Origin of the sequence: Pseudomonas sp. Pseu.R1 (assembly GCF_045764065.1) — a bacterium.
Lineage (GTDB): Bacteria > Pseudomonadota > Gammaproteobacteria > Pseudomonadales > Pseudomonadaceae > Aquipseudomonas.
This window is the reverse complement of sequence record NZ_JBJGEE020000001.1, coordinates 252,313-278,181: the sequence shown is the minus strand read 5'-3', so window position 1 is coordinate 278,181 and position 25,869 is coordinate 252,313. Positions and strand designations below refer to the sequence as shown.

The window sequence follows — 25,869 nt, the reverse complement described above, 5'->3', positions numbered from 1 at the left end:
TTTCAAGGAGTGGGTATGACGGTTATCGAAAGGCAGTTCTATGTTCCGCAGCCGTTCATCGTGCATGAGACCGAGCACTGGGTGCTCAATCACAGTTTCGCCTCGGCGTTGCCGGGCTACCTGATTCTCGGTGCCAAAGCACCCGTGGATTCTCTGTGCGACTTACCGCCCGAAGCGCTGCATGAGTTCGCCGAACTGCTGGCCCGTGCGCAACGCACGGTGCAAGACGTCCTCAAGCCCGAGCGGCTCTACATCAGCCGTTACGGCCACTCGGCAGGCTATCCGATCCACTTTCACCTGATCCCCGTTTACGACTGGGTGGAGCGGCGGTTCTGGGACGATGAGCGTTATCGTCTGCTGAACACCTTCGCCAACCCGGACAAAGCCCAGACCCTCACCGACGGCGCCGAACTGACGCTGTTCATCTGGCGAGAGTTCGGCGAGCGGGAGGTGCCAGTTGCGATCGAAGGGCCGTCCATCGAGCAGGTGATTCAGCAGTTGCGGACGGCCTTTACCTGATCAGCGCTGACCCCGTCCCGCCAGAATGGCGTCCGCCGCTTCGACAAAACCCCTGCCGCCTGGGCCTGCGCTGATCCAGGCAGGCGATGTGGATAACTGATCGATGCATTCAGCGACGGTGCTGACACCGAGTCAGTGGAATGGGAGTGCTGTCTGCAGTGGTCGACAGTGGAAGTTTCGTCAATGCGGCGCGTGCGCTGGACATGACCCAGTCAGGCGTCAGCAGAGCAGTCGACCGGCTTGAGGCAAGGCTCGGTATCCGCCTATTTGACAGAACGACCCGGTCAGTCACGCTCACGGCTGAAGGTCGCCAACTCTACGAAGAGATAGCGCCATTGCTTGCCGCACTTGAAGGGGCGGCGACGATGGCATCGGGCAGTGCTACTGCAGTGCGGGGCGACTCAGGGTGAATGTTGATCCGTATTTCTCCAGAGTGATCCTGGCACCGGCTCTTGGGAGCTTCATGGAAACCTACCCTGAAATCGAGCTGGATCTCGTCACTCGGGAACAATTGGGCGACTTGGTGGCAGAGGGAGTCGATCTGGCTGTGCGGTTCGGCGAGCAAAGAGGGGCAGGGCGTCGCTCAGGTGTTGGAACTCGGCGTAGAGGCTGCACTGCGAGAAGGACGCCTCATCGAACTTTTTGCCGATTGGCCAGATGAGTATTTCCCGCTTTACGCGCTCTATCCTTCGCGGCACTTGCCCCCGGCAAAAGTACGTGCATTCCTGGAGTTCGTTGTCGGCATCAGCCAATAACAAAAGTCTCGAACAAACTCGTATAGGGCTTGATTCGGCCTGTTATGTCGGCCAGGCCCAGCTTATCGGCGGTGGGGAGATCCATCAGCGACAGATCAAGGGCTGGAAAGGTCTCGGCGGAGTACCTATCAAATTCGCTCATCACAGTGCTCCGATCCGATCCAGGGCCTGTTTCAGATCCGCACCTTGAAGCGTTTTCAGATCCAGGGTGAAGAACGCGGAGAATCGCCTCTTGATGTGTTCAACCGTCGCGTCGAATGCGGCCTGACTATCTTCATCAGTGCCGTTTACCTCGGACGGGTCGGACAGCCCCCAATGACTTTTGATTGCTGGGCCGAAATACACCGGACAAGGCTCGCCGGCGGCCTTGTCGCACACAGTGATGACGACATCAGGTGGTGTGTCTGCGAAGGCTTGCGAGCCTTTGCTGTACAGGTCGGACGTGTCGATTCCCAATCCTTGCAGAGTGCTCACCGCACGCGGATTGAGCGTGCCGCTGGGGAAGCTGCCCGAACTGATGGCTGTGAATCCGTCCGGGGCTAGATGATTGAATAGCCCCTCGGACAAGACGCTACGGCAGCTATTGGCCGTACACATGAACAGGATTTTCATAAACTGACTCCTACGTGCTGATGCTCAACCCCACCCACACTATTGCGCCACGACGGAAACTGCGAGGATGGCAACCAATCCTGTAGGCACTCTGTTTTCCAGTCGAACTGCACCGCTGAGGCGTACTGCGACGGTCTTCACGATGGCAAGACCGAGCCCGACCCCGTGGTCGTTACCTTTGCTGTAGAAGCGCTCGAAAAGCCGTTCACGATCAGACTCACTGATGCCGGGCCCTTGATCCTCGACGCTCAATTCAAAACCGTCGTTTTTAACAGCCAGGATGACGTTGATTTGGCCGTTTGCTGGCGAGAAATTCACCGCATTCGTAATCAGGTTCTGTAGCGCGATATCGATCGCCGCGAAGTCAGTGTCCAGCAGATGCGTCTGCTCGTTGCACTCGAAAGACAGTTCCACACCTCGGCTCAAGACCCAGGGTGTCAACTGCGCAAGGCTTTCGCGTACGGAAGCCACAAGATCTCCAAGCTGCGTCTTGATCGGGTTAGTACCGGGTTCGAGCCGGGCAATCGTCAGCAGTTGATTGACTAATCTTGTCGTTCGATCAACGCCCACGACGAGGTAGTTCAGTGACTCCCGTCGTTGCGCGTCGTTTTGTGCCTCTAGAACGTTTTGAGCATGTACTCGAAGCACCGCAAGTGGCGTGCGCATCTCGTGGGCTGCATCGGCGATGAAACGCCGTTCGCGGCTCAGCACTTCCTGAATCTGCCCCAGCAGCCGGTTCAGGGCTGCTTGCATCGGTTCGAGTTCGCTGGGCAATGGCGCCAGTTGCAAGGGCTCAAGTGAGCCTGGATGGCGCCCCCGCAACGTGGCGGCCAGATCCGCCAACGGCTTTAAACCCCACCCAATGGCCAGCCAGATGGCGGCCATCAACAACAGGCTTCCGATAAGATTGGGAAGTACGGTATGGCGCACGATGCGATTGACCAGATCGGAGCGCACATCATCGCGCTCGCCCACCCAGATCAGCAGGTTATGCGTCTCGTCCTTGAGCACAAAGGTGCGCCACTGATGTTTTCCCAGATCATTGATATCGCTGAACCCGGTATAGGTCGGCGCATGCGTCAGGGTTGGCGCGCTGGGGGTGTGCACCAGCAGGTTGCCGTGTAGATCCCACACCTGAAAGGCGATCTTGCTTTCGTATGGATGGCCATCGACCTTGGGGTCTGCCTGGCTCAAGGCCTGGTTGAACGCCTGATACAGCTGGGCGTGCTCCTGACGCGCCAGTGGCATGCGCATCACCCCTTGCAGTAACCGGGCGTTGGTGGCGAGTTGCGCGTCGTAGACCTCGGCGATCTCGTGGTTGCTGTCATGGACATTGGTCAGCGTCAGGATCGTCAGCCCGATGAGTACCAGGCCAATGATGAGCGTCAGGGTGCGACGACGTATCGAGGTCAAAGGCGATCCTCCACCAAATAGCCGACGCCTCTGACGGTGCGAATCAGTTCACTGGAAAACTTCTTGCGCAGGTGATGAATGTGCACCTCCAGGGTGTTGCTGTCCGCTTCTTCGTTCCAACCGTAAAGCAACTGTGTCAGGCGCTCGCGAGTCATTACACGGCCGGGAGGGGACAGCAGCTCATGCAGTAGCTGGTATTCCTTAGGGGTGAGAGAAACGGGCGCTGCGTGATAGCTCACTTGCTGCGTCGCAGGGTCGAGCCGGATGCCGGCATGCTCGATCGCCACCTGTGCGCGCCCGGCGCTGCGTCGCAGCAGAGCGCGCAGCCGCGCCTTGAGTTCACTGAGGTCGAAGGGCTTGATCAAGTAATCGTCAGCACCCGCATCGAGGCCGGCGATGCGATCCTCGGTGGCATCCCGCGCGGTGAGAATCAACACAGGCAGAGCAGAACCGCTCTCTCGCAGACGCCGTAGCACCGACAGCCCATCAAGCCTGGGCAGGCCCAAGTCAAGTATCGCCAGATCGAACCCTTCGCTGAGCAGCGCATGCAGCGCACTGCTGCCGTCTTTCACCCAATCGACGGTGTAACCCTCTCGACTCAACGCCTGATGTATCCCTTCACCCAGCGCAACATCATCTTCGATCAACAGCAGACGCATGCAAGCTCCGTCATTTCAGTTTCTTGTTCACGTCGACCAGCAGCAGCTGGATATCCTTGCGTCGGCCACTGTCGGCCAACTCCCGACCCGGGCGGGGGGGCGCTTGCAGGGCTTTCTCCAACGCCTTCTTCGCTTGAGCATAGTGCCCCTGGCGGAAAAGATGATCGCCCCAGAAGTACAGCGGGTCGATACCGTCGGGATTGATTTTCAACGCCTGCTCCAACAGGTCTTGAGCCTTGTCCGCGTCGCCAAATCCGATGGGCCAGCCGGGCACTCGATCATACAAGGCCGCTAGGCTCGCATACGCGGAGCCTTGCAGCGCCGACGGATCCAGCGACAACGCCTTTTCCAGATCAGCCTTGGCCTGCTTGACCTTGCTCAACGCGCCGAGCCCAGCTTGGGCACCGGCCCAACTACTGGTGACGATACCTGACCAGATCCAGGCCTCGGCAGCCATGGGGCGCTCCTGCTTGAACCGTGCTGACTGGGAGGCCAGCTTTTCGAACGCGGCGACACGCTGGTCTTCAGGCAACTGGTACTGGATGTGTGCCCATTCCTGTTGAATGGACGCCAGGCGCTGTTGGTCCGGCGCATCTAGCGCCCAAGCAGGCAAGATGAACAACGAGAGCAGGGTGATGATCAGGGCTTTCATCGTTTGGGTTTCTCTTCAAAAGGCGTGCTGCTCAGCCGACGAATCAGCGGCAGGTGCTTGCGCAGGGAGCGGTCAACCAAGGCGGGAAGCAGACCATTGAGACGCACGAAAAAACGTTCCGGCCAGCCGAGGTAGAGTTCGCGTAGATTGCCAGCGATCGCGCTGACAACGGCGGCAGCAACGGTCTGAGGGTCGTCCTCATGGCTTTTTAGGACCGTATTCAAGGCGCGCGCCGCTGGGCCGTTCATCGAGGTGCGGGTCGCACGCGGGGCGACGTACAGCACACCGACTCGCGTATCCGCCAACTCTCGACGCAAGGCTTCGGAGAATCCACGCAGGGCAAACTTACTGGCGCAGTAAGTGGCGTAGCCGGCGTAACCGATCGAACCAAAGGTCGAGCCGACGTTGACGATCATGGCGCGTTCGACACGGCGTAACAGCGGCAGCATCAGGCCGGTAAGCAGGATCGGCGCATGCACATTGATGTTGAGCATCGCGTCGATCTCTCTGGCAGGGAGTTGCTCCAGCATCGCGAAGTGATTGACCCCCGCTGCATTGATCAGCAGGTTGATGCCCTCCATGGCCTGAGCTGTCATCAGGGCATGCTGACGACCGTCATGAGTCGTCAGGTCGGCTTTGACCCAGTGCAACAAGTGCGGGTACTGCTTCTGCAACGGTAGCAAGGGCTCCTGATGCCTGGACACCGCCAGCACCTCGGCGCCGTGGCTGCACAAGGCTTCGGCAATGGCGAGGCCGATTCCGCCGCTGGCTCCGGTCAATACGACACGGGCTTCAGACAGACGCATGAATAGATTCCCTCTCAGGTTCGACGAGCACGGCAGGGAGTTGCCGGAACATGTCGGTGTACAGCGCGTACACCATCTTCGACGCTTTGATCACCGCTGCCTGATCTTGCGGATCGTTCAGACGATCCATCAATTTGCGGTAGGTTTCCATGTGCTCGACGTCGAGGCTGCCGTGGGAACTGAGGTAACTGAAAGCAGTGGCAGGCAAGCCAAGCCGTTGTTGGATGCTACCCGCCGCATGAGTCGCCAAGGCGATGCTGGTGCCTTCCAGGACATTCACCATGCCGAACAGACCCACGGGATTGCCCCGGGCAATCAAGTCATAGAGGTAGGCGACCATCAACTCGATGGGCTGGCCCGGCGTGCCGTTGCGTACCGCGTCAGCGTCAGCACCGCAGGCGCGCAGGTCGTTGAGAATCCATTGCTCGTGACCGTACTCATCTTCGATGTATTCGCACACAGCACCGCGTAGCCATTCCAGCCGCGGGGGCAGGCGAGCGCCACAGGACATCATCAAGGGCACGGTATGGCGTACGTGATAATAGGCCTGTGTCAGGAAGGCGGTATAGCTCTCCAGCGTCACTTGCCCAAACAGCGCATGGTGAATCACCGGCAGATTGAACAGTGCCTCGCGTTCAGTGCGCGTGGCGGCTTGTAGCGTCTCGAAAAAACTCATGATGAATGATCCTCGGCTCGTGCGGGCTCGGTAAAAAGATGGTGGTAGTGCGCGAGAATGGCTTCCCGCTTGGGACGACCATTGGCGGTCGCCATGCCATTACCTGGGCTGAACGGCTGCCCTAGCCGTGTCCAGCCATGGACGCGTGCATAGTCGGGTAGCCCTTCATTGGCCATGGCGACGGTTTCGGCGATTTGCAGGTCAGTGGTTTCAGGACGCAGCGGCCAGATCAGCGCATGGTTGTGGGCCATCGCTTCGCCGTATACGAACGCCTGACCAATATGGCCGCGCTGGGTCAGCTCGGCCTCTACCCATTCAGGGCTGACGTTTCGGCCGAAGCTGGTGACGAACTGAGCCTTCTTGCGGCCGTGAAGATGGAGGAACCCATCGGCGTCCCATTCCCCCAAATCACCGCTTGGCCACCACTGAGGAACGGGCTGAGTATCGCCGAGGTATCCCAGCATGCCGGAGCATGCAATCAAGACTTCGCCGTCTTCAGCCTGACGCAACCGGACATGTGGCAATGGCTTGCCGACACTGCCCGGACGATGTGCCCCAGGGCGATTGAGTGCGACAACCGACGCGCATTCGGAGAGCCCGTAGCCCTCGTAAACGGGAATGCCTGCGGAGGCGGCGCGCATCAGCAGCTCATGGCTGACCTTTGCGCCTCCTACTGCAACGAAGCGCAACTCGCCGCCGTCGAACGCGCCGATCTCACAGGCCGTGACCAACAGCAGGAGCAGTTGCGGCACGAGAATCATGCTCTCAGGATGGCGGAGCTTCAGGCTAGATAGAAGCTTCGGCAGATCCACACCACTGGCGCCGTGAATGCCCAGCGTCCGCTGGCTGGGCAAACTGATCAAGGCACCGGCGTAGAGCGCAGCGTAGCAGCCGATGTTTTCCAGCAGAATGGCCAACGGTAATAGTGAGAGATGGTGACGAGGTTCCTGCGATTCACTGGCCAGTTGCAGTTCTCGCGCGACGGACAGCACGCTGTCGGCGCTCAGGCACACGCCTTTTGGTGTGCCGGTGGTACCGGAGGTGAAAGTCAGCTTCGCCGTGCCCGGCGGGAGCGGCGAGGGCTCAGCCGCAGGCCTGACCCAGAAACCATCACGGCATTGAAAACCCGCTTGCGCCATTTCTGCCCCATGGTCGGCGCCGCCGATGACCACGTCGGCCTGACTCTGTGCAAGGCAATGAAGGCGCTGAGCGGCGGTGAAGAAGGGCGGTAGAGCAAGGCAGGCCAGCTCCTCAAACAGAATCGCCAGATCCCAGATCATCATGTCAGGCCCGTTTTCCAGCGAGACTGCGACCACCTTGGCATCCAGGTCGCGCAGTCTCTGCTGGCGCAGCCGAATCTCGGCATCGAGTTCGGCGTAGTCGAGCTTGAGGTCATCGCCCCAAAGGGCATAGGCGTTTGGCTGATGGGTCGCCAGCTCTGCGATCCGCTGACGGAAAGCGCTGAGTTCAGGCGACATGGCAACTGCGCTCCAAGGTCAGTGGCAGGCCAAACCGCTCGAACACACCGCTGTGGCTCAAATGCAAGAAGCCGGAACGTATGTCCCCCACATGCACGCTGGGCTGAGTGTCGTAGTAATTGCCCCAGGCATGGCGATCATCTCCCAGCCGCATCGGGTCGGCAGCGCACAACATGACAGGGAGCAGACCCAAGCGATTGAAGCTGTTGACCAGCCCCGCATTACCCGTAAACGCCACCCATTCCAGGCCGCCCATCGCCAGTAACCAGGTGACGGTGATGATGCTGAGCCTGGCACTGCCCAGGTTGCTTGCGGCCAGGTTGCCGACCTCGACGATACCCTGGCGATCGACTGGCCGTGCCGCGTGCGCCTCGATGGCTCGCTCGATCGGCTCGTCCAGATATTGTTCCAGGAACAAAGAGCCTGAGGTCGCCGTGCGTACCCCTGCGACTGCACACAGGCTACCTGCGCCATCGTTCAGGCCGAACAGCTCAGGCATGAACTGACGGATCTCTGCGTCGTGGGCTTTGCGAAAGCGCTGCTGGATAAAGGCTTCGAAACGTTCGCGCTGCGGCTCGTGTGCCAAGGCACGATGGAGTGAGAGAGCGGGGGCTTCAGCGGTGCCGAAGCTCAGTGGTAGACAAATGTTCCAGTCCAGACCCTGCATGGGTGAGGCTCCTCCCCAGTGGTGAATGGAGGGGAGTATCGGTGCCGATTCTTAACGAAGTCTGAAGGTGAGAGAAAAGGGAGCAGGCCGCGTTCTTCAGATTGCCTTAAGACAGCTGCCGCACAGTCCGATCGCCGCCACGGCCCTCTCACCCTCTTCTTCAAAGCGAGCCCCGACATGACGTCATCAACACCGCGTTACGCCAACCTCTCCATGTATCTGCATTGGCTGATGCTTGCGCTGTTCGTCGGCGTCTATGCCTGCATCGAACTCAAAGGCCTGTCTCCACGTGGGAGCACGTTGCGCTCTGCACTCCTGGGGTTGCACGGCCTGTTTGGCCTATCAATCTTTGCGCTGGTCTGGATTCGCTTGCTCGGGCGCTTGGTATATAAGGCACCCGCGATCCGCACTGACTCTCAAAGCGCCTGTCGATGCGCCCTTAAGCTATAGGTACTGCTTATAGAAAGTATTGCATCTCGGTCTTGGACGTTATAGCTGGCGAAGCTCAATATGGCTCCAACAGCAAACGACACCGAGACCGACACCATGAAAGCATTGATCGAAGGCATCCTGAAGTTTCAGAAAGAAGCGTTTCCACAACGCACTGATCTGTTCAAACACCTGTCCACCACGCAAAACCCCGGGACGTTGTTCATCACTTGCTCGGACAGCCGGGTCATCCCCGAAATGCTGACTCAGCAGGAGCCCGGTGAACTGTTCGTAATTCGCAACGCAGGCAACATCGTTCCCAGCTACGGCCCTGAGCCAGGCGGTGTTTCGGCAACGGTGGAGTACGCAGTGGCGGTACTCGGTGTGACAGACATCGTGATTTGCGGCCATTCCGACTGCGGCGCCATGACTGCAATCTCCCAGTGCAAATGCCTGGATCATCTGCCGGCGGTTGCCAGCTGGTTGCGTCACGCTGACTCAGCCAAGGTCATCAACCAGGGGCGTACACACCTGACGCCGGCTCACAAACTGAGCTCGATGGTCCGCGAAAACGTCGCCGCGCAACTGAGCAACCTGCTGACTCATCCAAGCGTCCGCCTGGCTCGTCAGCAAGGCCAACTGAATCTGCACGGCTGGGTTTACGACATCGAAAGCGGCACCGTTGAAGCGCTCGATGGCCGCACCAATGAGTTTGTTTCGCTCAGCGCGCACCCAGAAGCTTGTGCCTACGGTTCAGATCCGCAGGCGGCCGTAGCCTGACACTCACCAACCTTTGACAACGATGCTTGTGCGCATGGATGGCCATGCGCCGGCGTCCTGCACCTGAAATTTGCCATTTACCCCATTAAAGAGGACTTCCCCATGTACAAGACTTTCCTAATCGCCGCCCTGACCTTTACCGGTTTCGCAGCCCACGCCGCAGACCAGACCCCGGTTGAGCACTATCAATACGGCACCGAACTGGACATCGCCAAGGTCATCAATCAGACCGCGCCAGATGAGTTCAAGGATGTCTCGACTGTCCAGATGACCTACGAGGATTCGAAGGGCGTCATCCACGTGATGGAATACGAAGTCGTCGGCACTGGCCATACCGGTTGAGTGCTACAGCTTCACCGGCGATGCGACAGCTGTCGCCAAAAATCGATTCCAACTAAATGAAACGAAACTGAATAAACCTATCGGAGTGACCGACATGACCCAGTCCAATGCTTACCAGAATCCAACCCTGACCCTGACCGCCAAACTGCTCGACAGCAAATCCCGTAAAGGTTTCACGTTTGAACAACTGGCCGAAGGCACCGGCCTGAGCCTCACCTATGTGACTGCCGCTCTTTTGGGCCAACACCCGTTGTCGGCCGAGGTGGCAGCGCTCATCGGCGAGCGTCTTGAACTCAGCGCTGACGATGTGCGCCAGCTGCAATCGATTCCGCTGCGTGGCAGCTTGGCCGCGGGTGTGCCGACCGATCCGACCGTGTACCGCTTCTACGAAATGATCCAAGTCTACGGCACCACCCTCAAGGCCCTGGTTCACGAGCAGTTTGGTGACGGCATCATCAGCGCGATCAACTTCAAGATGGACATCAAGAAAGTCGAAGACCCCGAAGGTGGCTCCCGCGCTGTGATTACGCTGGACGGCAAGTTCTTGCCTTACCGGCCTTTCTGATTGGCCTGCATGCCGCAGCGTCCGGCGCGTACCGGGCGCTGCCATGCCGACCAATCGCTTGTTGCACGTCGGCTCAAAACATCTGTTGTGCGCACGTTTTTAAAGATTGGCGCGGCGTTGCTCATGAATAAGATCGATCAACGCCCGAAGCCCGACCGGAATATGCCGGTGACCTGCGTAATAGAGCGATAAGCCTGGTAAAGGACTCGCCCAGCGCTGCAACACCTCGATCAAACGCCCTTCATTGATGTCTTTCTCTACATACCACCGTGGCAGTTGCGCAAGCCCAAGTCCATCTCTTGCGGCCTCCCGCATCAGCAGGGGCGCGTCAAGAATCAGCGACCCCGGCACCTCCACCGTCACGGTCGCGCCTTCTTGTACAAATTCCCACGGTGAGGCAATGCCACTGGGATACCGCGCGCGAATACAGGGTAGGGTTTTCAGGTCTTCCAGGCACGTGGGCCGGGTGTGGGTGGAAAAGTATTGCGCAGATCCCACCACGGCAATCGGGATGCTGTCGGTGATCGGGACTCGAATCATGCCACTGGCGACGCGAGAACTCAGGCGCAAACCCGCATCGAACCCATCCGCGATGATGTCCACCAGCTTTTCCTGAGTCGAGATCTCCAGCGTCATGGCTGGATAGCGCGCCATGAACGTGCGCATCAGAGGCTGGAATAACATCAGCGCAGCACCGAGGGAGCTATTCAATCGCAAGATCCCGGTGGGCTCGGGCTTCTGTTCCTGAAGCGATGCCATGGCCGCGTTGATGCTCGCGACGGCGGGCCGTATTTGTTCGACAAAGCGTCGCCCTGCATCAGTAAGCGAAACGCTGCGGGTGGTGCGATGAAACAGACGTTCGCCCAGCCGTGCTTCGAGCCCCCTGAGGGCATTGCTCACGCCGGTAGTCGACATGTTCAGCTCGACCGCGGCCGCGCGAAAATTCTGCTTGTTCGCCACCGCGAGGACGACTTCCAGTTCAACGAGGCCGTGCTTATACATTGTCCTGATTTTCCAGATAGTCCATCCGTATTTGAACTCATTATTTCGATTCCCTTCAACTGTTAGATTCGAACCTCTACAGCGTTTAAGGAGGACATTCGAGATGTGGAATGTAGACCAAGCCTATATCGATGGCGCATTCGCTCAGGTTCACGGTACTGAACGGGTGCCAGTCATCAATCCGGCATCCGAACAGATCATCGGCCATGTCACGCTTGCCAACCGTGCCGACGCGACCCGGGCAATCGAGGCGGCCATGCGCGCTCAAGGCACATTAGCGTCGTTCAGCAAGGCGCAGCGCATCGAGATGCTGAACGCCTTGCAGCAGGCTGTGCTGTCGAACTCGGATCAGATTCGCGATTCAGCCATCGAGGAGTACGGCGGTGTGTTCGCTCGCACCCAGTGGGTCAGTCAATACGCTGCCCAGTGCTTCGAAAATTCAGCGCGGTTGCTTGAGCGATACGAGTTCGTCAAAAAAATCGGCGATGCTTCGGTGATCATGGAGCCTATAGGGGTGGCGGCATTGATTGCCCCCTGGAACAGCGTTGCCGGGACAGTCTGCAGCAAATTGGCTTCAGCCATCGCGGCGGGTTGCACGTCGGTGATAAAGCCCAGCGAGCTCAGCCCGCTCCAGACTCAAGTGCTGGCCAACGCCCTTCATCAGGCAGGACTGCCCAGTGGGGTGTACAACATACTGCTGGGACGCGGCCACGAAGTTGGCGACGAACTGACGCGCCACCCGGGTATCTCCAAAATATCGTTCACCGGCTCCACGTCCACCGGCAAGAACATCGCGCGTGCGAGTGTCGACACGATGAAGCGTGTGAGCCTTGCGTTAAGCGGCAAATCCGCGATGGTGTTGCTGGCCGACGCTGATCTTGCGACAGCCATTCCATTGGCCCTGAACGCTGCGTTCATGAACAACGGTCAAGCGTGTGTTGCAGGCTCTCGGCTGCTGGTGCCACGAGCACGTCTAGATGAGGTGGTCCGCTGCGTACAGGCCTGCGTCAAGACGATGCGGGTAGGAGATCCGCGCAACCCTGCGACGGTCATCGGGCCGGCGGTGTCTCTGGTGCACTATGAGCGCGTGCAAGGCTTCATACGACGAGGTCTGGAGCAGGGTGCAACGTTGGTCGCTGGTGGAGAAGGCCGGCCTGAAGGGCTCAAGCGCGGCTATTTCGTGCGCCCCACGGTCTTCGCCAACGTCAGCGAGGACATGGACATTGCACGAGAGGAAATTTTCGGACCGGTGTTGTGCATCATGGCCTACGACTCGCTGGACCAGGCCATTGCCATGGCCAACCGCAGCGATTACGGCCTGCAGGCTTATGTCTTTTCCAACGACTTGGACATGGTGCAGCAGGTGGCCTCACGCCTGGAGGTCGGGACGGTCCTCGTCAACCGCTGCACGACCGAATTGCTGGCACCCTTTGGTGGGCGCAAGCAATCCGGGGTAGGGCGCGAGTTCGGATTATCTGGCATGGAGTCCTTTCTGGAACCGAAGACCGTCCTGGCCAGTTGATGCGCCCTGGTTGGAAGGCGTGAGATTGGCGTAGACCCGGTCCCAGGCATTCGCCAGATTGGTGCGCCAGTGCAACATGCTTTGGTGATTTTGCAGTATTGCCATGAGTGGAGGCAGAAAATAGAGTCAGTTCATACAAAAACAACAACGAGAGTGACCTCATGACTTTTTCAATGAAAAAAATGTTCGACTGCATTGATAGCCAGGATCTGGACGGATTTTTAGAACACCTGGCCGATGATGCTGTGTTCAGATTCGGCAATTGGCCTAGCATGAAAGGCAAAGAGGCCATTCGCGCCGGCACGTTGGGGTTCTACTCACAGATCCAGTCACTTCGCCATGAGATGACCGGCGAGTGGATCACCGGCAACGTGACCATCATCGAGTTCGACAGCTTCTACAAACGCCATGACGGCGTCATCGTGAATGTGCCCTGCTGCGTGGTGCTGCGCTTCAACACCGAGCGTCTGATCGAAGACTATCGCATCAATATCAACCTAGGGCCGGTGTTCGCCGAGACCCCCGAACCTCACCTCGTAGCTGCCTGATCGCTTCGGCGTCATGTGCCTCTGTGTGCGAAGCGACTGTCCCGTCGCGGCGTGCGCAGGGGGGGAGAGTGTGCAGGGCGCTGAGATGAAAGATCTAAATCTGCTGTATGTCTTCGAAGCGATCTGGCGTGACCACTCGACCTCTATCGCCGCACAGAACCTGGGCGTCACCCAATCGGCTGTCAGCGGCAGTCTCAAGCGTCTGCGCCAGACCTACGGGGATCGGCTGTTCACCCTGGTTGGGCGTCGCATGGAGCCTACGCCTTTCTGTGTGCAGATCGCCGCGCCTTTGCTCGAATCGCTCGAACTGATCAGAAACGCGCAAAGCCAGATGGTCGAGTTCGACCCAAAGCTGTGCCGCAAGACCTTCACCTTCAGGATGCTCGACGTGGGGGAGGTCGTGTGCCTCCCCCCCATCCTCAAGCGCTTGGCGAATCAGGCGCCATTGGCAAGATTGGATACTGTTCGCGGCGCCATGGATGAAACCCTCGCAGGTCTGGCCACCGGCAGGGTGGACATAGCATTGGGCTATCTGCCGTCTTTGCAGACCGATATCCATCGTTTGCCGGTGTTCTCCCAGCACTATGTCTGTGCGATGCGACGCCATCACCCATTGGCCGAACAGCCTTTAGGCCTTGATGAGTATCTGGCCAGCGATCATTTGGTGGTCGAAGCGGGGGGCACCAGTAATCAGGCCCTTGAGCGTGCGCTGGTGGATGCCGGTGGCAGATCGTGCATCAGAATGCGAGTGCCGCATCACCTGTCCAGCGCGCATCTGGTATTGCAGAGTGACATGCTGTGGACCTTGCCCAACGCCTTGGGCAAAACTCTTGCGCAGTTCTATCCCCTAGTCATCAAACCGCTGCCGTTACAGGTCCCGTCGTTCGAAATAGATCTTTACTGGCATGACCGTTTTCACCGCGATCCGCTGAACAAGTGGTTGCGAGAGATGGTCAGTGGTGTGCTCAAGAGTCAGCAGGCGGAGTGGCAGTGATTGCGGCGGTCATTGCGCCGCTTCTTTGGACAGAGTGCCTGCTCGGATGAGTTCTGGCAGATGCAGCCCCAGATAATCGATCACGCTGCGTACTGAGGGCAGCATGCCTTTGGGTTTCGGGTACACCAGGTGAATCAGGTGCGATGGTCCAGCCCATGAGGGCATGACTGTTTCCAGTGTGCCAGCACGAATCGCGTCCACCACGATCGGCTCGGGCAGCATGGCGATTCCCAGGCCATTGAGCGCCGCATCCAGCTGCATGCTCAGATCATCTGATATCAGGCATGGGGTGTGAGCCAGAAGAATTTCATGCTGCTGCGGATCGTGCAGCAGCCAGCGACCGGCCCCGTCGTGCATGTCGGCTGGAAGGCAAAGTGTAGGCAGCCCGGACAACGCCTTGATCGAAGTCGGACGTCCCAGGCTCTGCAGCAGGGCAGGGCTGGCCACAAGAATCCGCCTGGCTTTTCCCAGCGTCCTGGCAACCAGCCCCCCGGTGTCTTCGATATGAGTCAGCGCTCGCAGTGCGATGTCTATGCGTTCTTCGTACAGGTCTACCTCGCGGTCAACGGCAGTGACCTCCAGCCGCACCTTTGGAAAAGCCAACATGTAACTCGGAAGCAAGGGGGAAAGGTAAGCGCGCGCCATCAACTGTGGGCAGCTCAAGCGCACAAGTCCCACAGGCTCGCGACGCAGGTGCTCGATACTCTCGAATGCCGTTTGCGCGCCGTCCACGACCGCCTGGCTCAAATTGTAGAAATGTTGTCCGGCTTCGGTCAGAGAGACTTGCCGAGTCGTACGGTGCAACAGGCGGGCACCCAAATGTTTTTCCAATAATGCGATATGACGGCTGAGCAAAGTTTTTTCTATCCCGCTTGCCCTGGCCGCCGGTGAGAATCCACCGTGCCTGACTACCAGTACGAAGTAGTAAAGATCGTTCAAGTCATTCATGAGAGGCCTCTGTTTTTATTATCGACTTTCGTGCCCCGCTCAGGCTTGGCGAACCGAATGATACACAGGTTATTGGTGCATGGACGCAACAGTCTTTAGCGAATTCCTCGTCTAGTCACAGGTAAGTGCGCTGCTTAAAGTTCAGGCGTCACTTCCCTATCACCGGGAAGCGACCATGAAAAAATGGCAGTCATGGTTAGGGGCGAGCGACGCTACGCAGGGCGTGCATCGCTGCCTTTTAACGAGATGAATAACAAAAATGTGGCCAATGGAAGCATGTCATGAGCGAGTTAACGCAACGCAATATAATGGTCACCGGTGCATCTGGCGGCATTGGTCAAGCGTCTGTTATTGCACTGGCAGCGGCCGGTGCGAGAGTGATCGTACTGGACCGAGATATCGCCGGGCTTGAAGATCTGGTTGAAAGCGTGCTGGCCAATGGCGGCGCGATCCATGCCATTCCCTGTGATGTAACCGATGAGCAGGTCGTGGCTTCTGCCGTTGCAGAGGTGGTCACAAAGTTTGGTGCCCTGCATGGTGCTTTCAACAACGCCGGTATCGAACAAAGTCATCTCCCCCTTCACGAAATCTCGGCCGATGCCTGGCATCGCATCATCGACGTCGACCTGACGGGTGTCTTTTTCTGCATGAAACATCAGATCCGCGCCATGCTCGCAAGCGGCGGCGGTTCGATCGTCAATACTGCTTCTGCGTTGGGGGCCGTTGCCATTGCAGCGGCCTCGGATTACATCGCCGCCAAGCATGGGGTGCTGGGCCTGACCAAGGCCGCAGCCGTCGATTACGGGCCGCACAATATCCGCGTCAATGCCATCCTGCCGGGCATCATCGAAACGCCGATGATTCTTCGTCTGAGCCAGGAAGACAACTTCGCCAACCAGTTTCAGGCATTGCGTGAACGCCATCCCATCGGTCGCTTTGGCAAGCCTGAAGAGGTGGCCGCGGCTGCTCGCTGGCTGCTGTCCGATGCCTCAAGTTTTGTGACCGGTACCACGCTATCGGTAGACGGCGGATACCTCGCCATTTGAACCCTCTGCCCGATTCCCCATCGATTCGGCTAGAGCAGCACGTAATCACAAGGCATCGGTGATTGCGAACTTGAACAATAACAAAGGTGAGTCACATGATTAACGTGAGCAAGCGGCTGGAAGTCAATCCGGCAGGTGAAATCAAGCTGAGCCGTGCACAAGTCTGGGAAGGCCTGGTGCAAAAAGCCCGTAATCCGATCGGTTATGTCAAACCCATGGAAAACTGTGAACTGGTGGAAGAAGCGCCGGGGGGCAGCCCTTTCATTCGCGAAGTTCGTCTGCATGGCGAGACGTTGCAGGAGTTGATTACCTTGTTTCCGCAGGAGCGCGTCGAGTTTGTACGTCTTTCAGGCGGCGCGCGCGGCATTATCAAGAATATTATTGAAGAAGAAAACGGGACATTATTTCTGCGCTTCACCTTTACCTTTTCGTTAGAAGGCGTCCAAGCGGGCAGTGCCGAAGAAAAGGCATTCGCTGAGGGCATGGAAAGTTCTTACCTGGAAGCCGTCAACACGACCTTGGGCAAGATCCGAACACAAAGTGCCGCTTGATAGCGTCATTCTGCATTCATTAAAAGTTGAACACATCGCGCGGATAACGATGAACGTGCGAATTTAAAATGACGTGAGTCGTATGCGATGTTTTCTCTCAGCCTGCGGTTATTCCTGGCTAACGCTCGTAAGTTCTGAAACACCGATTGACTGTCCATGTAAGGAGTAAGTCATGAGTGATCGTCTAAAAGGCAAAGTTTGCATCATCACCGGTACGGGTGGGTCGATGGGACGTGCTGCCGCCTTAATGTTTGCCCGTCAGGGCGCCAAAGTCGTTGGCTGCGACATCCACCCCGAGTCAGCTGAAGCGACGATGGTCCAAGTCAAAGCCGCCGGTGGGGAAATGGTGTCGATGAATCATTGCGATTTGACTGAGACGGAGCAATGCAGGGCACTGGTGGATCTGGCGGTGACCAGTTATGGCCAAGTGGATGTGTTATTCAACAATGCCGCGATGGCGTATTTCGGCTGGATCGACCAGATTTCCGATGCCGATTGGCACAAGACGATTGATCAGGAGTTGAACCTGGTCTTCCATCTGGTGCGAGCGGCATGGCCAGAACTCATCAAGCGTCCCGGCGCTTCGATCATCAATACCGCTTCTGTTTCCGCGTGGTCGACTTACAAGATGTTGCCCGGCATTGCCCATTCGGCTGCCAAGGGTGCGATTCTCGCCATGACTCGCCAACTGGCGATGGAGGGGCGTGTATACGGTCTTCGTGCCAACACTGTTTCCCCTGGATTGATTGAAACAAAGCAGACGCTCCCGCTCTTGCAAGATCCTGAGTGGGTCGAAGTAATGGTCGGAAAAATCATGCTCGGGCGTATTGGTAAACCTGAAGAGGTCGCCGCTACCGCCCTGTTTCTTGCATCCGATGAAAGCTCTTTCATTACCGGTGCCGACATCAAGATCGATGGAGGAACGACGGCCTGGTAGGGCGCTTAATAAAACAGCTTTGCGGAAAGCTGAGCAATACCCCCATGACATGCGACAAACAGTTTCTTCCTGATCCAATGCACTTATAAAAACTAAGTTGGTGAAGAACATGACACCTAGAACAATAACAACGACTGCAGATGCTCTGGCGTGCACGACCCCGCAAGAGTTCACTCATCAATACCGTGCAGTGGCGTACGCGGTCATCACCGCCATAGCGACTTTCGGCACACCGATGGCGCGAGCGTTCGAGTTCAATACCGGCATCGAGGACTTGAAAGTACGCTGGGACAATACGCTCAAGTACAGCGCTGCGTGGCGGGTCAAAGATCAGTCTTCGAAACTGACTGGCGATGCCAACCAGGACGACGGTGACCGTAACTTTGACAAGGGCTTGATTTCCAACCGCGTCGATATTCTTTCCGAGCTCGATGTGACCCGCAATAACGTCGGGATGCGGCTCAGCGGTGCCGGCTGGTATGACTCTGTCTATAACCAGAGCAACGACAACGATTCGCCGTTCACCAACAACTCGACCTCCGCGTCATACGACCATTTCACCTCCGATACCCAAAAGCTGCATGGTCGCAAGGCAGAGCTGCTGGACGCGTTCGTTTTCGGTAAAACCGACATCGGTGACATGCCGGCGACCCTTCGCGTCGGTCAACATACCGTGTTGTACGGGGAAAGCCTCTTTTACGGCGCGAACGGCATCGCGGGTGGTCAGGCACCGACTGACATCGTCAAGCTACTTTCGGTGCCGGGTACACAGTTCAAAGAGCTGGTTCGACCGGTACCGCAGATATCCGGCCAGCTCCAGCTACGCGACAATCTGGCCCTGGGCGCTTACTACCAGCTGCACTGGGAAAAGGACCGGCTGCCGGCAGCGGGCAGTTATTTCTCCACCGTGGACCTGCTCGATGACGGCGGCGACAGCATTCTGGCCGGACCCGGCAGCCGCTTCATTCGCGGCAAGGACAAGGACGCCAAGGACTCAGGCCAGTTCGGTCTGCAACTGCGCTGGCGCCCGGAAAACATTGACGCCGAATTTGGCCTTTACGCCATTCAATACAACGCGAAAAGTCCGGTGGTTCATACCCATCTGAGCCCTGCATTCGCGCCAACCACTTATGAGCTGGTGTACCCCGAAGACATCAGGGCAGTAGGCGCCAGCTTCAGTACCACCGTCGGCGATACCAACGTTGCCGGGGAGTTCTCGGTGCGGGACAACATGCCTCTGGTGCCCGCGGCCGGGGCGGTCACCGTGTTCCCGGGTCAGGAAGCCAGCAACGGTAGCCATCCTCTGTATCCGGTTGGCCGGACCGCCCATGGGCAGGTGTCCTGGATCGGTCTGCTCGACGCAGGCCCGCTCTGGGAGGGCGGCAGCTTTATCGGGGAAGTCGCCTGGAACCGTCGCTTGAGCGTGACCAAAAATGCCGATGCGCTGGACCCCAACTCAACCCGCGACGCCGGCGCCATCAGGATGATCTTCGAACCGGCCTACTACCAGGTCCTTGATGGCGTAGACCTGACGGTGCCGATCGGCGTGGGCTATGGCCTGTTCGGTAAGTCTTCGGTGATCAACCCGGGTTTCAGTGTCAACCACGGCGGTGACTACAGCATTGGTGTGAAGGCCGACTACCTGAAAACCTGGAAATTCAGCCTCGTCTACACCGGCTTTTTCGGAGGGGAGGGGACCAGCGTAGAACCGGCCAACTCGCCCGTTCAGGCCTACTCGTATGGCCAGTCTCTCAAGGACCGCGACTTCATCGCGTTCTCAGTCCAGCGTTCGCTCTAGCTATAACAACAAGCCGAGCAGGAGATCTCAAAATGCAAGCGAAACACACCCTGTTATGCCTCGCGATGTGGAGCGCAGTCTTTTCTGCATCCCACGTTCTGGCCGCCGTTTCCGCTGATGAAGCCGCCGCGCTGAAAAGTACATTGACACCCACGGGGGCCGAAAAAGCCGGGAACAAAGACGGCTCGATCCCTGCCTGGACGGGTGGCTACACAACAGTCCCTGCCGGGTACAAGAATGGCGACTCCCGACCTGATCCGTTCGCCAGTGAAAAGCCGCTGTACAGTATCACCGCCAAGAATATGGACACCTACGGTGACAAACTCAGCGACGGCATCAAGGCGATGTTGAAGAAGTATCCGGACAGCTATCGCCTGGACGTGTACCCGACTCACCGGACCGCTGCCGCGCCACAGTGGGTGTACGACAACACATTTGCCAACGCCACACGGGCGAATCTGAAGGATGGCATCTGGGTCGATGGCGCCTACGGCGGGGTTCCGTTCCCGATCCCCAAGAACGGCGCGGAGGCCATGTGGAACCACAAGCTGACATGGGTGGGCGAGGCCACGTCCTACGCCTTCAACAACTATGTCGGGACTCCGGATGGCAAGCTTGTGTTGTCGGTGCGCGGCTACAACAAGGCGATGTACCCGTACTACAAAAAAGATGGGTCGCTTGAGACCTTCAAGGGCCAGACAGAGTTGCTGCGCGTCTGGATGACCGATCCACCCATCAAGAACGGCGAGCAGTTCGTGCTCATCGACTCGGTGAACAAACCCCGTCAGGCATGGCAGTACTTGCCGGGTCAGCGTCGTGTGCGCAAGGCGCCGACGCTGGGCTATGACACGCCGTCCGATGTCAACTCGGGTATGGAGTACTACGACGAGTCCTACATCTTCCTTGGCGACCTGGACCGCTATGACTGGAAGCTGGTGGGCAAGAAAGAGCTGTACATCCCCTATAACAACAACAAGTTCCTGCAGAAAGATGTCTCGATCGACAAGCAGTTGATGCCGCACCACATCAACCCGGATTCAACTCGCTGGGAGCTGCACCGCGTGTGGGTGGTAGAAGCGAACCTTGCACCGGGCAAGCGGCATGTGGTGCCCAAACGTCGTTACTACTTGGACGAAGACACCTGGGGCGCTGTACTGGCTGACGGTTGGGATGGTCAAGGCCAGTTGTGGCGTACCCAGATTGCGTTGCCTTTCCTGATGATGGACGGGCCATTCGTATTCCCGAACATTCAATGGTCGACCCACAACCTGCAGACAGGCGGCTGGAGCGGTGTGGGCGCTACGAACTGGAGCGATCCTTCCTACACCTATCACTTCAAGATGTTGAACGACGTCAAGACCGCGGACTTCACGCCCGAAGCCATGTCAGGTGAGGGTGTGCGGTAAACCGGCCCCTGACCTGGAGCCCCGTGCAGGTCTCCAGGTCAGTCGTCGCTAAGCGCCACATTGCTTGTGCGCAACGCGTGCAATACAGCGGTGGCGAGAGCGCCGCTACACGGCGGGCGTCAGGCCGACGCCCTATCTGACAGGCTAATGGGTAAGCGTCGCGAGCCACGTCAGATAAAAATTATAAGAATGGTGGAGAAGGTCTATGCGTGCGAATCGAGTGGTCTGTGCTGTCATCGCAGCCGCGTGTTTATGGAGCTGCGCCTTGACTGTCCAGGCGTCGGTGCCCGGTGTCCTGGAGCGACCTGCCCAGCTCTCCCCACACGCTCAAAACGCGGTCCTGATCGCGGTCACTGCAACGTCCGCACGTCTGGTGGCAGTCGGCGAGCGAGGCATCGTGGTGTTATCGGACGATAACGGTTTGACCTGGCGGCAGGCCAATGTGCCCGTGAGTGTGACCCTGACAGCGGTGCAGTTCCTCAACGACCAGGACGGCTGGATCGTGGGACACGGCGGCGTGGTTTTGCGCAGCCAGGATGGTGGAGAAAGCTGGACCAGGCAGATGGATGGCTTGTCACTGGCGCAGTTGCTGGTGCGGGCTTCCCAAGAGCGCCAGCAGAGCAAGGATGCAGATCCGGATGAACTGGAACGCGAAGCCAAGGCTGCGCAACTGATGGTCAAGGACGGCCCTGACAAACCTTTCCTGGATGTCCACTTCGTTAACGAACGCACCGGGTACATCATTGGGGCTTACAACCTCATCCTGCGTACCGACGATGGTGGCAAGACCTGGCAGCCATGGCAGTCCCACGTCGACAACCCTATGGGCCTGCACCTGTACGCCATAGGAGGGGGCGCTGCGAATCTTTATCTGGTCGGTGAGCAAGGCAGCGTGTTCCGCTCCAGCGATGATGGCGGCACCTTCGTTGCGCTGGAAACCCCATACCAGGGCAGCTATTTCAATCTGCTTGTCGATTCAAATGACCAACTGATCATCGCCGGCCTGCGGGGCAGTGCTTACCGCACCGATGACAGTGGCACGAACTGGACCCGAATCGATATTCCCTCTGGCGCGTCGATCACAGGCAGCGTGCAGCTCAAGGATGGCCGCCTGGTGCTGGTCAATCAATCGGGGCAACTGCTGGTCAGCCAGGACAAGGGCAACAGTTTTCAACTCTCGCCGCTCAAACAACTCTCGCCGCTTGCGGGCGTCACACAATCGGCTGATGGCAGCCTGATCGTGGTCGGCGTGCGTGGCGTCACCACCATCAGCCTGGCCAGCGTTACCGGGAGCGCGAAATGAAAGCAGATACCCCGTCCCACACTCAACCCCCCATCTGCAGCCTGGAAGACTTCGACAAGCGCTCAGGATCATGGGTGGAGCGCCTGTTCTTCAACAACCGCCTGATGGTGTTAGCTGTCTGCCTGCTGGTGACGGTGGTGCTGGCGTTCGAGGCGACGAAGCTGGAGCTCAATGCCGACTTCGAAAAGATGATACCCACCAGCCATCCCTACATCGCCGAATACCTCAAGCACAAAGGTGACATGAAGGGCTTCGGCAACGCAGTGCGAATTGCCGTGCAAGCCAAGGATGGAACCATCTTCACCCCGGCTTATCTTGAAACCCTCAAGGCACTCAACGACGAGGTGTTCCTGATGCCCGGCGTGGATCGGCCTTTCATGAAGTCTCTGTGGACGGCCAACACCCGCTGGCTGGGTGTCACCGAAGACGGTCTCGATGGCGGTCCGGTGATTCCGGACAACTACGACCAGTCACCTGCGAGCATTGCCCAGACCCGCACCAACCTGGAGCGCTCAGGCGACGCCGAACAACTGGTGGCTTCAGACTACAAATCGAGCATCATTTTCGTCCCGTTGCTGGACACCAACCCGGCCACCGGCGCGGCGCTGGATTATCGCCAGCTTTCAGATCAGCTTGAGGCTCTGCGCGAGAAGTACCGCGCTCAGGGTGTCGAGTTGCACATCACCGGCTTCGCCAAAGTGGTGGGCGACTTGATCGAGGGCATCCGTCAGGTCCTGATGTTTTTCGTCTTGACCATCATCATCGCAGGGGCTGCGGTGTACTGGTACACCCGCTGCATCCGTAGCACGCTGCTGGTGGTAGCCACGTCGCTGGTGGCCGTCATCTGGCAGCTGGGTCTGCTTCCGTTGCTGGGCTTTGAACTGGACCCGTATTCCATACTCGTGCCGTTTCTGGTGTTCGCCATCGGCATCAGCCACGGTGCGCAGAAAATGAATGGAATCATGCAGGATGTCGGCCGCGGCATGCACAAGCTGGTGGCTGCGCGCTACACCTTCCGGCGACTGTTTCTGGCCGGGTTGACCGCCTTGCTCTGCGATGCAGTCGGTTTTGCGGTGCTGCTGGTGATCAATATTCGGGTGATTCAGGAGTTGGCAATTACCGCGAGTATCGGCGTTGCGGTACTGATATTCACCAACCTCATCCTGTTGCCTGTGCTGTTGAGTTTTACCGGTGTCAGCGCACGCGCAGCGCAGCGCAGCATGCGTGATGAGGCGGGGGAGGCCTCAGGTATCCAGAAACATCTGGTATGGCGGTTTCTGGATCTGTTCACCGAGCGCAAGTGGGCGGCAGTCGCGGTAGTGGTATCGCTGATCCTGGGCGTGGGTGGCTTCATGGTGAGCCTGCATCTGAAGGTCGGTGATCTGGACCCTGGCGCGCCGGAACTGCGCAGCGATTCGCGCTATAACCTGGACAACACATTCATGGCCAACGCCTATTCGGCAAGCAGCGATGTGCTGGTGGTGATGGTAGAAACGGCGAATGACCAATGCACCTCATACAAGACCCAGGCGATGGTCGATGCGCTGGAATGGGAGCTGCATGACGTTGTCGGTGTTGAAGGCACCAACTCCTTGCCCTTGCTCAGCCGCCGTATCACGGTCGGGATGAACGAAGGCAACCCGAAGTGGTACGAGCTATTGCCCAACCAATGGACCCTCAACACGGTCGCGAACCGCACCCCACGGGAAATCTTCAACCAAGGGTGCAATCTGCTGTCGCTGTTCGTCTATCTGCAGGACCACAAGGCGGATACGCTGACCCGTGTGGTGGACAAGGTTGAGGCCTTTGCCGCCAAGAACAATACTGCTGAGGTGAAGTTTCTGCTCACAGCGGGTAACGCCGGCATCGAGGCCGCGACCAACATCGTCGTCAAGAAGGCCAGTCACGAGATGTTGCTCTGGGTCTATGGCGCGGTGATTCTGCTGTGTTTCATCTCTTTCCGCTCTTGGCGGGCGGTCGTTTGCGCGGTGGTGCCATTGGCGCTGACGTCGATTCTGGCCGAAGCGCTGATGGTTATGCTGGGCATGGGCGTGAAGGTTGCGACACTCCCGGTCATTGCACTGGGGGTGGGGATTGGCGTGGACTATGCGCTGTACGTATTGACTATCGTCCTGGGGCAACTGCGTCAGGGAGCCAGTTTGTCCGAGGCGTATTACCGAGCACTGACCTTTACCGGCAAAGTGGTGATGCTCACCGGCGTTACGCTGGCGCTGGGTGTCGCTTCATGGGCGTTTTCGCCAATAAAGTTTCAGGCCGATATGGGTATTCTCTTGGCGTTCATGTTCATCTGGAACATGCTGGGGGCGCTCATTCTCCTGCCCGCGCTGGCGTATTTTCTTTTGCCGCAAACCCGTGTTGCGCAGGGCGGGGCAAACCATGCAAATACGCTCGTCAAAGGCCTGGGCACGACCACTGATGACGCGCGGTGCCCTGCGCGTCAGTGCTCTTCGCAGGCGATGAGCCTGTGACGGATCTTGTATCCGTTGCGGCTCGCCGTCCGGGCCGCTTGTTCGTTTATTGAGTTCGCTCCCGTTTTCAATGACCCATTCGGCGTTTCGGATGGGTTTTTTTTGGCCAAAAAAAGGGCGACACTTTCGTGTCGCCCAGGTGTTTTGTCAGAGGTCGATCATTCACGCAACGCCAGCAAACGGTGAGCACGTGCGATCACCGGGGCGTCGACCATTGCGCCATCGAGCCTGAATGCCCCTCTGCCGTCACTGGCAGAGATGACTCTCTGTGCCCAGTCCAGCTCCGCTTCGCTGGGGCGCAGGGCGGTGTGGACCACCGCCACCTGCTTGGGATGGATGCACAGCAGGCCCGAAAAACCCATGCCTGCGGCCAGGCGTGTCGCGTGATCGAGCCCGGCATCGTTATCGATGTTCGGGAATACGCTTTCGAGTGGCATCGCCAGCCCGGCCAGGCGGCTATGCAGGATCAGCTCGTAACGCACATGATCGAGCATACGCTCTGCGCCAGAGCTGCCTTCGATCATGGCTAGGTCAAGTCCTAGGTCAAGCCGGCCATAGGTCAATAGCAACACGCCTGCAGTCTTTGCGAGGGAGGGAAGGGCCTCAAGCCCCAGCGCGCTTTCAATGATGGGCATGACCGGCTTGCCAGTGTTGGCGGCTTTCTCAACTTGAGCCCGGCACTCGGCCTTAGGCAACACGATGCCATCGACGCCGCTGTGACGACAGGCCTCAAGGTCGCGGTCATGCTGGTCATGACCAGCCTGGTTGGTGCGCACCCAAACCCGCGCTTGCGGAGTCTGATCGAGAAACGCGAGCAGGTTTTCCCGCGCCTGCGCTTTCTGGCTTTCTTCGACGGCGTCTTCGAAGTCCACGATGACAATGTCGGCGCCACTGGACAAGGCTTTGGCAAAGCGCTCAGGGCGGTTGCCCGGCACAAACAGTGCCGAGCGTAATGTTTTATGTCTCATTGAA

Annotated in this window: 29 protein-coding genes and 1 pseudogene; 18 read left to right on the top strand and 12 right to left on the bottom strand. The window is 58.3% G+C overall.

Going from position 1 to position 25,869, the window contains the following annotated elements; translation table 11 throughout:
- Positions 1-15: 15 nt before the first annotated feature.
- The 4 genes from ACI5GA_RS01295 to ACI5GA_RS01280 all read left to right on the top strand — a co-directional run bounded on the left by ACI5GA_RS01295 (position 16) and on the right by ACI5GA_RS01280 (position 1,274).
- Entirely contained in the window at positions 16-519 is a 504-nt protein-coding gene (locus ACI5GA_RS01295) for an HIT family protein (protein WP_421421267.1), read from the top strand.
- Between the two features lie 140 nt (positions 520-659).
- Positions 660-929: a LysR family transcriptional regulator gene (locus ACI5GA_RS01290; RefSeq protein ID WP_404631780.1), complete on the top strand. Its 270-nt coding sequence runs from the start codon at positions 660-662 to the stop codon at positions 927-929.
- Positions 926-1,180: a LysR substrate-binding domain-containing protein gene (locus ACI5GA_RS01285; protein WP_421421266.1), complete on the top strand. Its 255-nt coding sequence runs from the start codon at positions 926-928 to the stop codon at positions 1,178-1,180. Before ACI5GA_RS01290 ends, ACI5GA_RS01285 begins: the two co-directional genes overlap by 4 nt.
- On the top strand, positions 1,107-1,274 hold the full coding sequence (locus ACI5GA_RS01280; protein ID WP_421421265.1) for a hypothetical protein: 168 nt from the start codon (positions 1,107-1,109) through the stop codon (positions 1,272-1,274). The genes ACI5GA_RS01285 and ACI5GA_RS01280 overlap by 74 nt, the downstream gene beginning before the upstream one ends.
- Here ACI5GA_RS01280 and ACI5GA_RS01275 read toward each other — a convergent pair.
- From ACI5GA_RS01275 to ACI5GA_RS01235, 9 genes are read right to left on the bottom strand one after another with little or no spacing between them, the layout of a single operon-like run.
- Positions 1,264-1,416 carry a hypothetical protein gene (locus tag ACI5GA_RS01275; protein ID WP_421421264.1) on the bottom strand — a complete coding sequence of 51 codons (153 nt, stop codon included), beginning with the start codon at positions 1,414-1,416 and terminating at the stop codon, positions 1,264-1,266. The genes ACI5GA_RS01280 and ACI5GA_RS01275 overlap by 11 nt on opposite strands.
- Positions 1,416-1,886: an arsenate reductase ArsC gene (locus ACI5GA_RS01270; RefSeq protein WP_404631776.1), complete on the bottom strand. Its 471-nt coding sequence runs from the start codon at positions 1,884-1,886 to the stop codon at positions 1,416-1,418. The genes ACI5GA_RS01275 and ACI5GA_RS01270 overlap by 1 nt, the downstream gene beginning before the upstream one ends.
- A 39-nt stretch (positions 1,887-1,925) precedes the next feature.
- Positions 1,926-3,299: an ATP-binding protein gene (locus tag ACI5GA_RS01265; RefSeq protein ID WP_421421262.1), complete on the bottom strand. Its 1,374-nt coding sequence runs from the start codon at positions 3,297-3,299 to the stop codon at positions 1,926-1,928.
- The gene (locus ACI5GA_RS01260; RefSeq protein WP_421421261.1) at positions 3,296-3,958 is read right to left on the bottom strand and encodes a response regulator; all 663 of its coding nucleotides are present in this window, start codon (positions 3,956-3,958) and stop codon (positions 3,296-3,298) included. The genes ACI5GA_RS01265 and ACI5GA_RS01260 overlap by 4 nt, the downstream gene beginning before the upstream one ends.
- A gap of 10 nt (positions 3,959-3,968) precedes the next feature.
- The gene (locus tag ACI5GA_RS01255) at positions 3,969-4,610 is read right to left on the bottom strand and encodes a tetratricopeptide repeat protein (protein ID WP_421421259.1); all 642 of its coding nucleotides are present in this window, start codon (positions 4,608-4,610) and stop codon (positions 3,969-3,971) included.
- Complete coding sequence (locus tag ACI5GA_RS01250) at positions 4,607-5,416, bottom strand: SDR family oxidoreductase (RefSeq protein ID WP_421421257.1); 810 nt, start codon at positions 5,414-5,416, stop codon at positions 4,607-4,609. The genes ACI5GA_RS01255 and ACI5GA_RS01250 overlap by 4 nt, the downstream gene beginning before the upstream one ends.
- A complete protein-coding gene (locus ACI5GA_RS01245; protein WP_421421256.1) occupies positions 5,403-6,092 on the bottom strand; it encodes a TenA family transcriptional regulator in 690 nt (229 codons plus the stop codon). The genes ACI5GA_RS01250 and ACI5GA_RS01245 overlap by 14 nt, the downstream gene beginning before the upstream one ends.
- Complete coding sequence (locus ACI5GA_RS01240; protein WP_421421254.1) at positions 6,089-7,570, bottom strand: AMP-binding protein; 1,482 nt, start codon at positions 7,568-7,570, stop codon at positions 6,089-6,091. The genes ACI5GA_RS01245 and ACI5GA_RS01240 overlap by 4 nt, the downstream gene beginning before the upstream one ends.
- Complete coding sequence (locus tag ACI5GA_RS01235) at positions 7,560-8,237, bottom strand: thermostable hemolysin (RefSeq protein ID WP_421421252.1); 678 nt, start codon at positions 8,235-8,237, stop codon at positions 7,560-7,562. The genes ACI5GA_RS01240 and ACI5GA_RS01235 overlap by 11 nt, the downstream gene beginning before the upstream one ends.
- A gap of 177 nt (positions 8,238-8,414) precedes the next feature.
- On the opposite strand from ACI5GA_RS01235, the pseudogene ACI5GA_RS01230 reads away from it, so the two are divergent.
- From ACI5GA_RS01230 to cynS, 4 genes and pseudogenes are all read left to right on the top strand, one after another.
- Positions 8,415-8,636, top strand: a pseudogene (locus tag ACI5GA_RS01230) (cytochrome B); the annotation flags it as partial.
- 147 nt (positions 8,637-8,783) lie between these two features.
- The gene (locus ACI5GA_RS01225; RefSeq protein WP_404632750.1) at positions 8,784-9,446 is read left to right on the top strand and encodes a carbonic anhydrase; all 663 of its coding nucleotides are present in this window, start codon (positions 8,784-8,786) and stop codon (positions 9,444-9,446) included.
- 102 nt (positions 9,447-9,548) lie between these two features.
- Entirely contained in the window at positions 9,549-9,788 is a 240-nt protein-coding gene (locus ACI5GA_RS01220) for a DUF2790 domain-containing protein (protein WP_421421250.1), read from the top strand.
- Between the two features lie 94 nt (positions 9,789-9,882).
- Complete coding sequence (gene cynS, locus ACI5GA_RS01215; protein WP_421421249.1) at positions 9,883-10,353, top strand: cyanase; 471 nt, start codon at positions 9,883-9,885, stop codon at positions 10,351-10,353.
- 99 nt (positions 10,354-10,452) lie between these two features.
- Here cynS and ACI5GA_RS01210 read toward each other — a convergent pair whose 3' ends face one another.
- Complete coding sequence (locus ACI5GA_RS01210; protein WP_421421247.1) at positions 10,453-11,355, bottom strand: LysR family transcriptional regulator; 903 nt, start codon at positions 11,353-11,355, stop codon at positions 10,453-10,455.
- 103 nt (positions 11,356-11,458) lie between these two features.
- Here ACI5GA_RS01210 and ACI5GA_RS01205 point away from each other — a divergent pair, with 103 nt between their 5' ends.
- From ACI5GA_RS01205 to ACI5GA_RS01195, 3 genes are all read left to right on the top strand, one after another.
- Complete coding sequence (locus tag ACI5GA_RS01205) at positions 11,459-12,877, top strand: aldehyde dehydrogenase family protein (RefSeq protein WP_421421246.1); 1,419 nt, start codon at positions 11,459-11,461, stop codon at positions 12,875-12,877.
- Between the two features lie 173 nt (positions 12,878-13,050).
- Complete coding sequence (locus ACI5GA_RS01200) at positions 13,051-13,425, top strand: nuclear transport factor 2 family protein (RefSeq protein WP_421421244.1); 375 nt, start codon at positions 13,051-13,053, stop codon at positions 13,423-13,425.
- Between the two features lie 85 nt (positions 13,426-13,510).
- Positions 13,511-14,419, top strand: a complete 909-nt coding sequence (locus ACI5GA_RS01195) for a LysR family transcriptional regulator (protein WP_421421243.1) — start codon at positions 13,511-13,513, stop codon at positions 14,417-14,419.
- Between the two features lie 9 nt (positions 14,420-14,428).
- Here ACI5GA_RS01195 and ACI5GA_RS01190 read toward each other — a convergent pair whose 3' ends face one another.
- The gene (locus ACI5GA_RS01190) at positions 14,429-15,367 is read right to left on the bottom strand and encodes a LysR substrate-binding domain-containing protein (protein WP_421421241.1); all 939 of its coding nucleotides are present in this window, start codon (positions 15,365-15,367) and stop codon (positions 14,429-14,431) included.
- Between the two features lie 281 nt (positions 15,368-15,648).
- Here ACI5GA_RS01190 and ACI5GA_RS01185 point away from each other — a divergent pair, with 281 nt between their 5' ends.
- The 7 genes from ACI5GA_RS01185 (at position 15,649) to ACI5GA_RS01155 (ending at position 24,897) form a co-directional block, all read left to right on the top strand.
- Positions 15,649-16,413 carry an SDR family NAD(P)-dependent oxidoreductase gene (locus ACI5GA_RS01185; protein WP_421421239.1) on the top strand — a complete coding sequence of 255 codons (765 nt, stop codon included), beginning with the start codon at positions 15,649-15,651 and terminating at the stop codon, positions 16,411-16,413.
- Positions 16,414-16,508: 95 nt separating this feature from the next.
- Complete coding sequence (locus ACI5GA_RS01180) at positions 16,509-16,964, top strand: SRPBCC family protein (protein WP_404640237.1); 456 nt, start codon at positions 16,509-16,511, stop codon at positions 16,962-16,964.
- A gap of 172 nt (positions 16,965-17,136) precedes the next feature.
- On the top strand, positions 17,137-17,901 hold the full coding sequence (locus ACI5GA_RS01175) for an SDR family NAD(P)-dependent oxidoreductase (RefSeq protein WP_421421237.1): 765 nt from the start codon (positions 17,137-17,139) through the stop codon (positions 17,899-17,901).
- Between the two features lie 109 nt (positions 17,902-18,010).
- Positions 18,011-19,699 carry a DUF1302 domain-containing protein gene (locus tag ACI5GA_RS01170; protein WP_421421235.1) on the top strand — a complete coding sequence of 563 codons (1,689 nt, stop codon included), beginning with the start codon at positions 18,011-18,013 and terminating at the stop codon, positions 19,697-19,699.
- A 32-nt stretch (positions 19,700-19,731) separates the two neighbouring features.
- Positions 19,732-21,105 (top strand): DUF1329 domain-containing protein, encoded by a 1,374-nt coding sequence (locus ACI5GA_RS01165; RefSeq protein ID WP_421421233.1) that lies wholly within the window; start codon positions 19,732-19,734, stop codon positions 21,103-21,105.
- 265 nt (positions 21,106-21,370) lie between these two features.
- Positions 21,371-22,408 carry a WD40/YVTN/BNR-like repeat-containing protein gene (locus ACI5GA_RS01160; RefSeq protein ID WP_404640245.1) on the top strand — a complete coding sequence of 346 codons (1,038 nt, stop codon included), beginning with the start codon at positions 21,371-21,373 and terminating at the stop codon, positions 22,406-22,408.
- A complete protein-coding gene (locus tag ACI5GA_RS01155) occupies positions 22,405-24,897 on the top strand; it encodes an efflux RND transporter permease subunit (RefSeq protein ID WP_421421231.1) in 2,493 nt (830 codons plus the stop codon). The genes ACI5GA_RS01160 and ACI5GA_RS01155 overlap by 4 nt, the downstream gene beginning before the upstream one ends.
- Positions 24,898-25,055: 158 nt before the next feature.
- On the opposite strand, the gene ACI5GA_RS01150 is transcribed toward ACI5GA_RS01155, so the two are convergent.
- Positions 25,056-25,865: an HpcH/HpaI aldolase/citrate lyase family protein gene (locus ACI5GA_RS01150; RefSeq protein ID WP_421421230.1), complete on the bottom strand. Its 810-nt coding sequence runs from the start codon at positions 25,863-25,865 to the stop codon at positions 25,056-25,058.
- Positions 25,866-25,869: the final 4 nt, after the last annotated feature.

Excerpts from the sequence above, each read along its gene's own strand:
- ACI5GA_RS01295 (WP_421421267.1), top strand. The coding sequence starts at position 16 with ATGACGGTTATCGAAAGGCAGTTCTATGTTCCGCAGCCGTTCATCGTG.
- ACI5GA_RS01290 (WP_404631780.1), top strand. The coding sequence starts at position 660 with ATGGGAGTGCTGTCTGCAGTGGTCGACAGTGGAAGTTTCGTCAATGCG.
- ACI5GA_RS01275 (WP_421421264.1), bottom strand. The coding sequence starts at position 1,416 with ATGAGCGAATTTGATAGGTACTCCGCCGAGACCTTTCCAGCCCTTGAT.
- ACI5GA_RS01270 (WP_404631776.1), bottom strand. The coding sequence starts at position 1,886 with ATGAAAATCCTGTTCATGTGTACGGCCAATAGCTGCCGTAGCGTCTTG.
- ACI5GA_RS01260 (WP_421421261.1), bottom strand. The coding sequence starts at position 3,958 with ATGCGTCTGCTGTTGATCGAAGATGATGTTGCGCTGGGTGAAGGGATA.
- ACI5GA_RS01255 (WP_421421259.1), bottom strand. The coding sequence starts at position 4,610 with ATGAAAGCCCTGATCATCACCCTGCTCTCGTTGTTCATCTTGCCTGCT.
- ACI5GA_RS01250 (WP_421421257.1), bottom strand. The coding sequence starts at position 5,416 with ATGCGTCTGTCTGAAGCCCGTGTCGTATTGACCGGAGCCAGCGGCGGA.
- ACI5GA_RS01245 (WP_421421256.1), bottom strand. The coding sequence starts at position 6,092 with ATGAGTTTTTTCGAGACGCTACAAGCCGCCACGCGCACTGAACGCGAG.
- ACI5GA_RS01240 (WP_421421254.1), bottom strand. The coding sequence starts at position 7,570 with ATGTCGCCTGAACTCAGCGCTTTCCGTCAGCGGATCGCAGAGCTGGCG.
- ACI5GA_RS01235 (WP_421421252.1), bottom strand. The coding sequence starts at position 8,237 with ATGCAGGGTCTGGACTGGAACATTTGTCTACCACTGAGCTTCGGCACC.
- ACI5GA_RS01225 (WP_404632750.1), top strand. The coding sequence starts at position 8,784 with ATGAAAGCATTGATCGAAGGCATCCTGAAGTTTCAGAAAGAAGCGTTT.
- ACI5GA_RS01220 (WP_421421250.1), top strand. The coding sequence starts at position 9,549 with ATGTACAAGACTTTCCTAATCGCCGCCCTGACCTTTACCGGTTTCGCA.
- cynS (WP_421421249.1), top strand. The coding sequence starts at position 9,883 with ATGACCCAGTCCAATGCTTACCAGAATCCAACCCTGACCCTGACCGCC.
- ACI5GA_RS01210 (WP_421421247.1), bottom strand. The coding sequence starts at position 11,355 with ATGTATAAGCACGGCCTCGTTGAACTGGAAGTCGTCCTCGCGGTGGCG.
- ACI5GA_RS01205 (WP_421421246.1), top strand. The coding sequence starts at position 11,459 with ATGTGGAATGTAGACCAAGCCTATATCGATGGCGCATTCGCTCAGGTT.
- ACI5GA_RS01200 (WP_421421244.1), top strand. The coding sequence starts at position 13,051 with ATGAAAAAAATGTTCGACTGCATTGATAGCCAGGATCTGGACGGATTT.
- ACI5GA_RS01195 (WP_421421243.1), top strand. The coding sequence starts at position 13,511 with ATGAAAGATCTAAATCTGCTGTATGTCTTCGAAGCGATCTGGCGTGAC.
- ACI5GA_RS01190 (WP_421421241.1), bottom strand. The coding sequence starts at position 15,367 with ATGAATGACTTGAACGATCTTTACTACTTCGTACTGGTAGTCAGGCAC.
- ACI5GA_RS01185 (WP_421421239.1), top strand. The coding sequence starts at position 15,649 with ATGAGCGAGTTAACGCAACGCAATATAATGGTCACCGGTGCATCTGGC.
- ACI5GA_RS01180 (WP_404640237.1), top strand. The coding sequence starts at position 16,509 with ATGATTAACGTGAGCAAGCGGCTGGAAGTCAATCCGGCAGGTGAAATC.
- ACI5GA_RS01175 (WP_421421237.1), top strand. The coding sequence starts at position 17,137 with ATGAGTGATCGTCTAAAAGGCAAAGTTTGCATCATCACCGGTACGGGT.
- ACI5GA_RS01170 (WP_421421235.1), top strand. The coding sequence starts at position 18,011 with ATGACACCTAGAACAATAACAACGACTGCAGATGCTCTGGCGTGCACG.
- ACI5GA_RS01165 (WP_421421233.1), top strand. The coding sequence starts at position 19,732 with ATGCAAGCGAAACACACCCTGTTATGCCTCGCGATGTGGAGCGCAGTC.
- ACI5GA_RS01155 (WP_421421231.1), top strand. The coding sequence starts at position 22,405 with ATGAAAGCAGATACCCCGTCCCACACTCAACCCCCCATCTGCAGCCTG.
- ACI5GA_RS01150 (WP_421421230.1), bottom strand. The coding sequence starts at position 25,865 with ATGAGACATAAAACATTACGCTCGGCACTGTTTGTGCCGGGCAACCGC.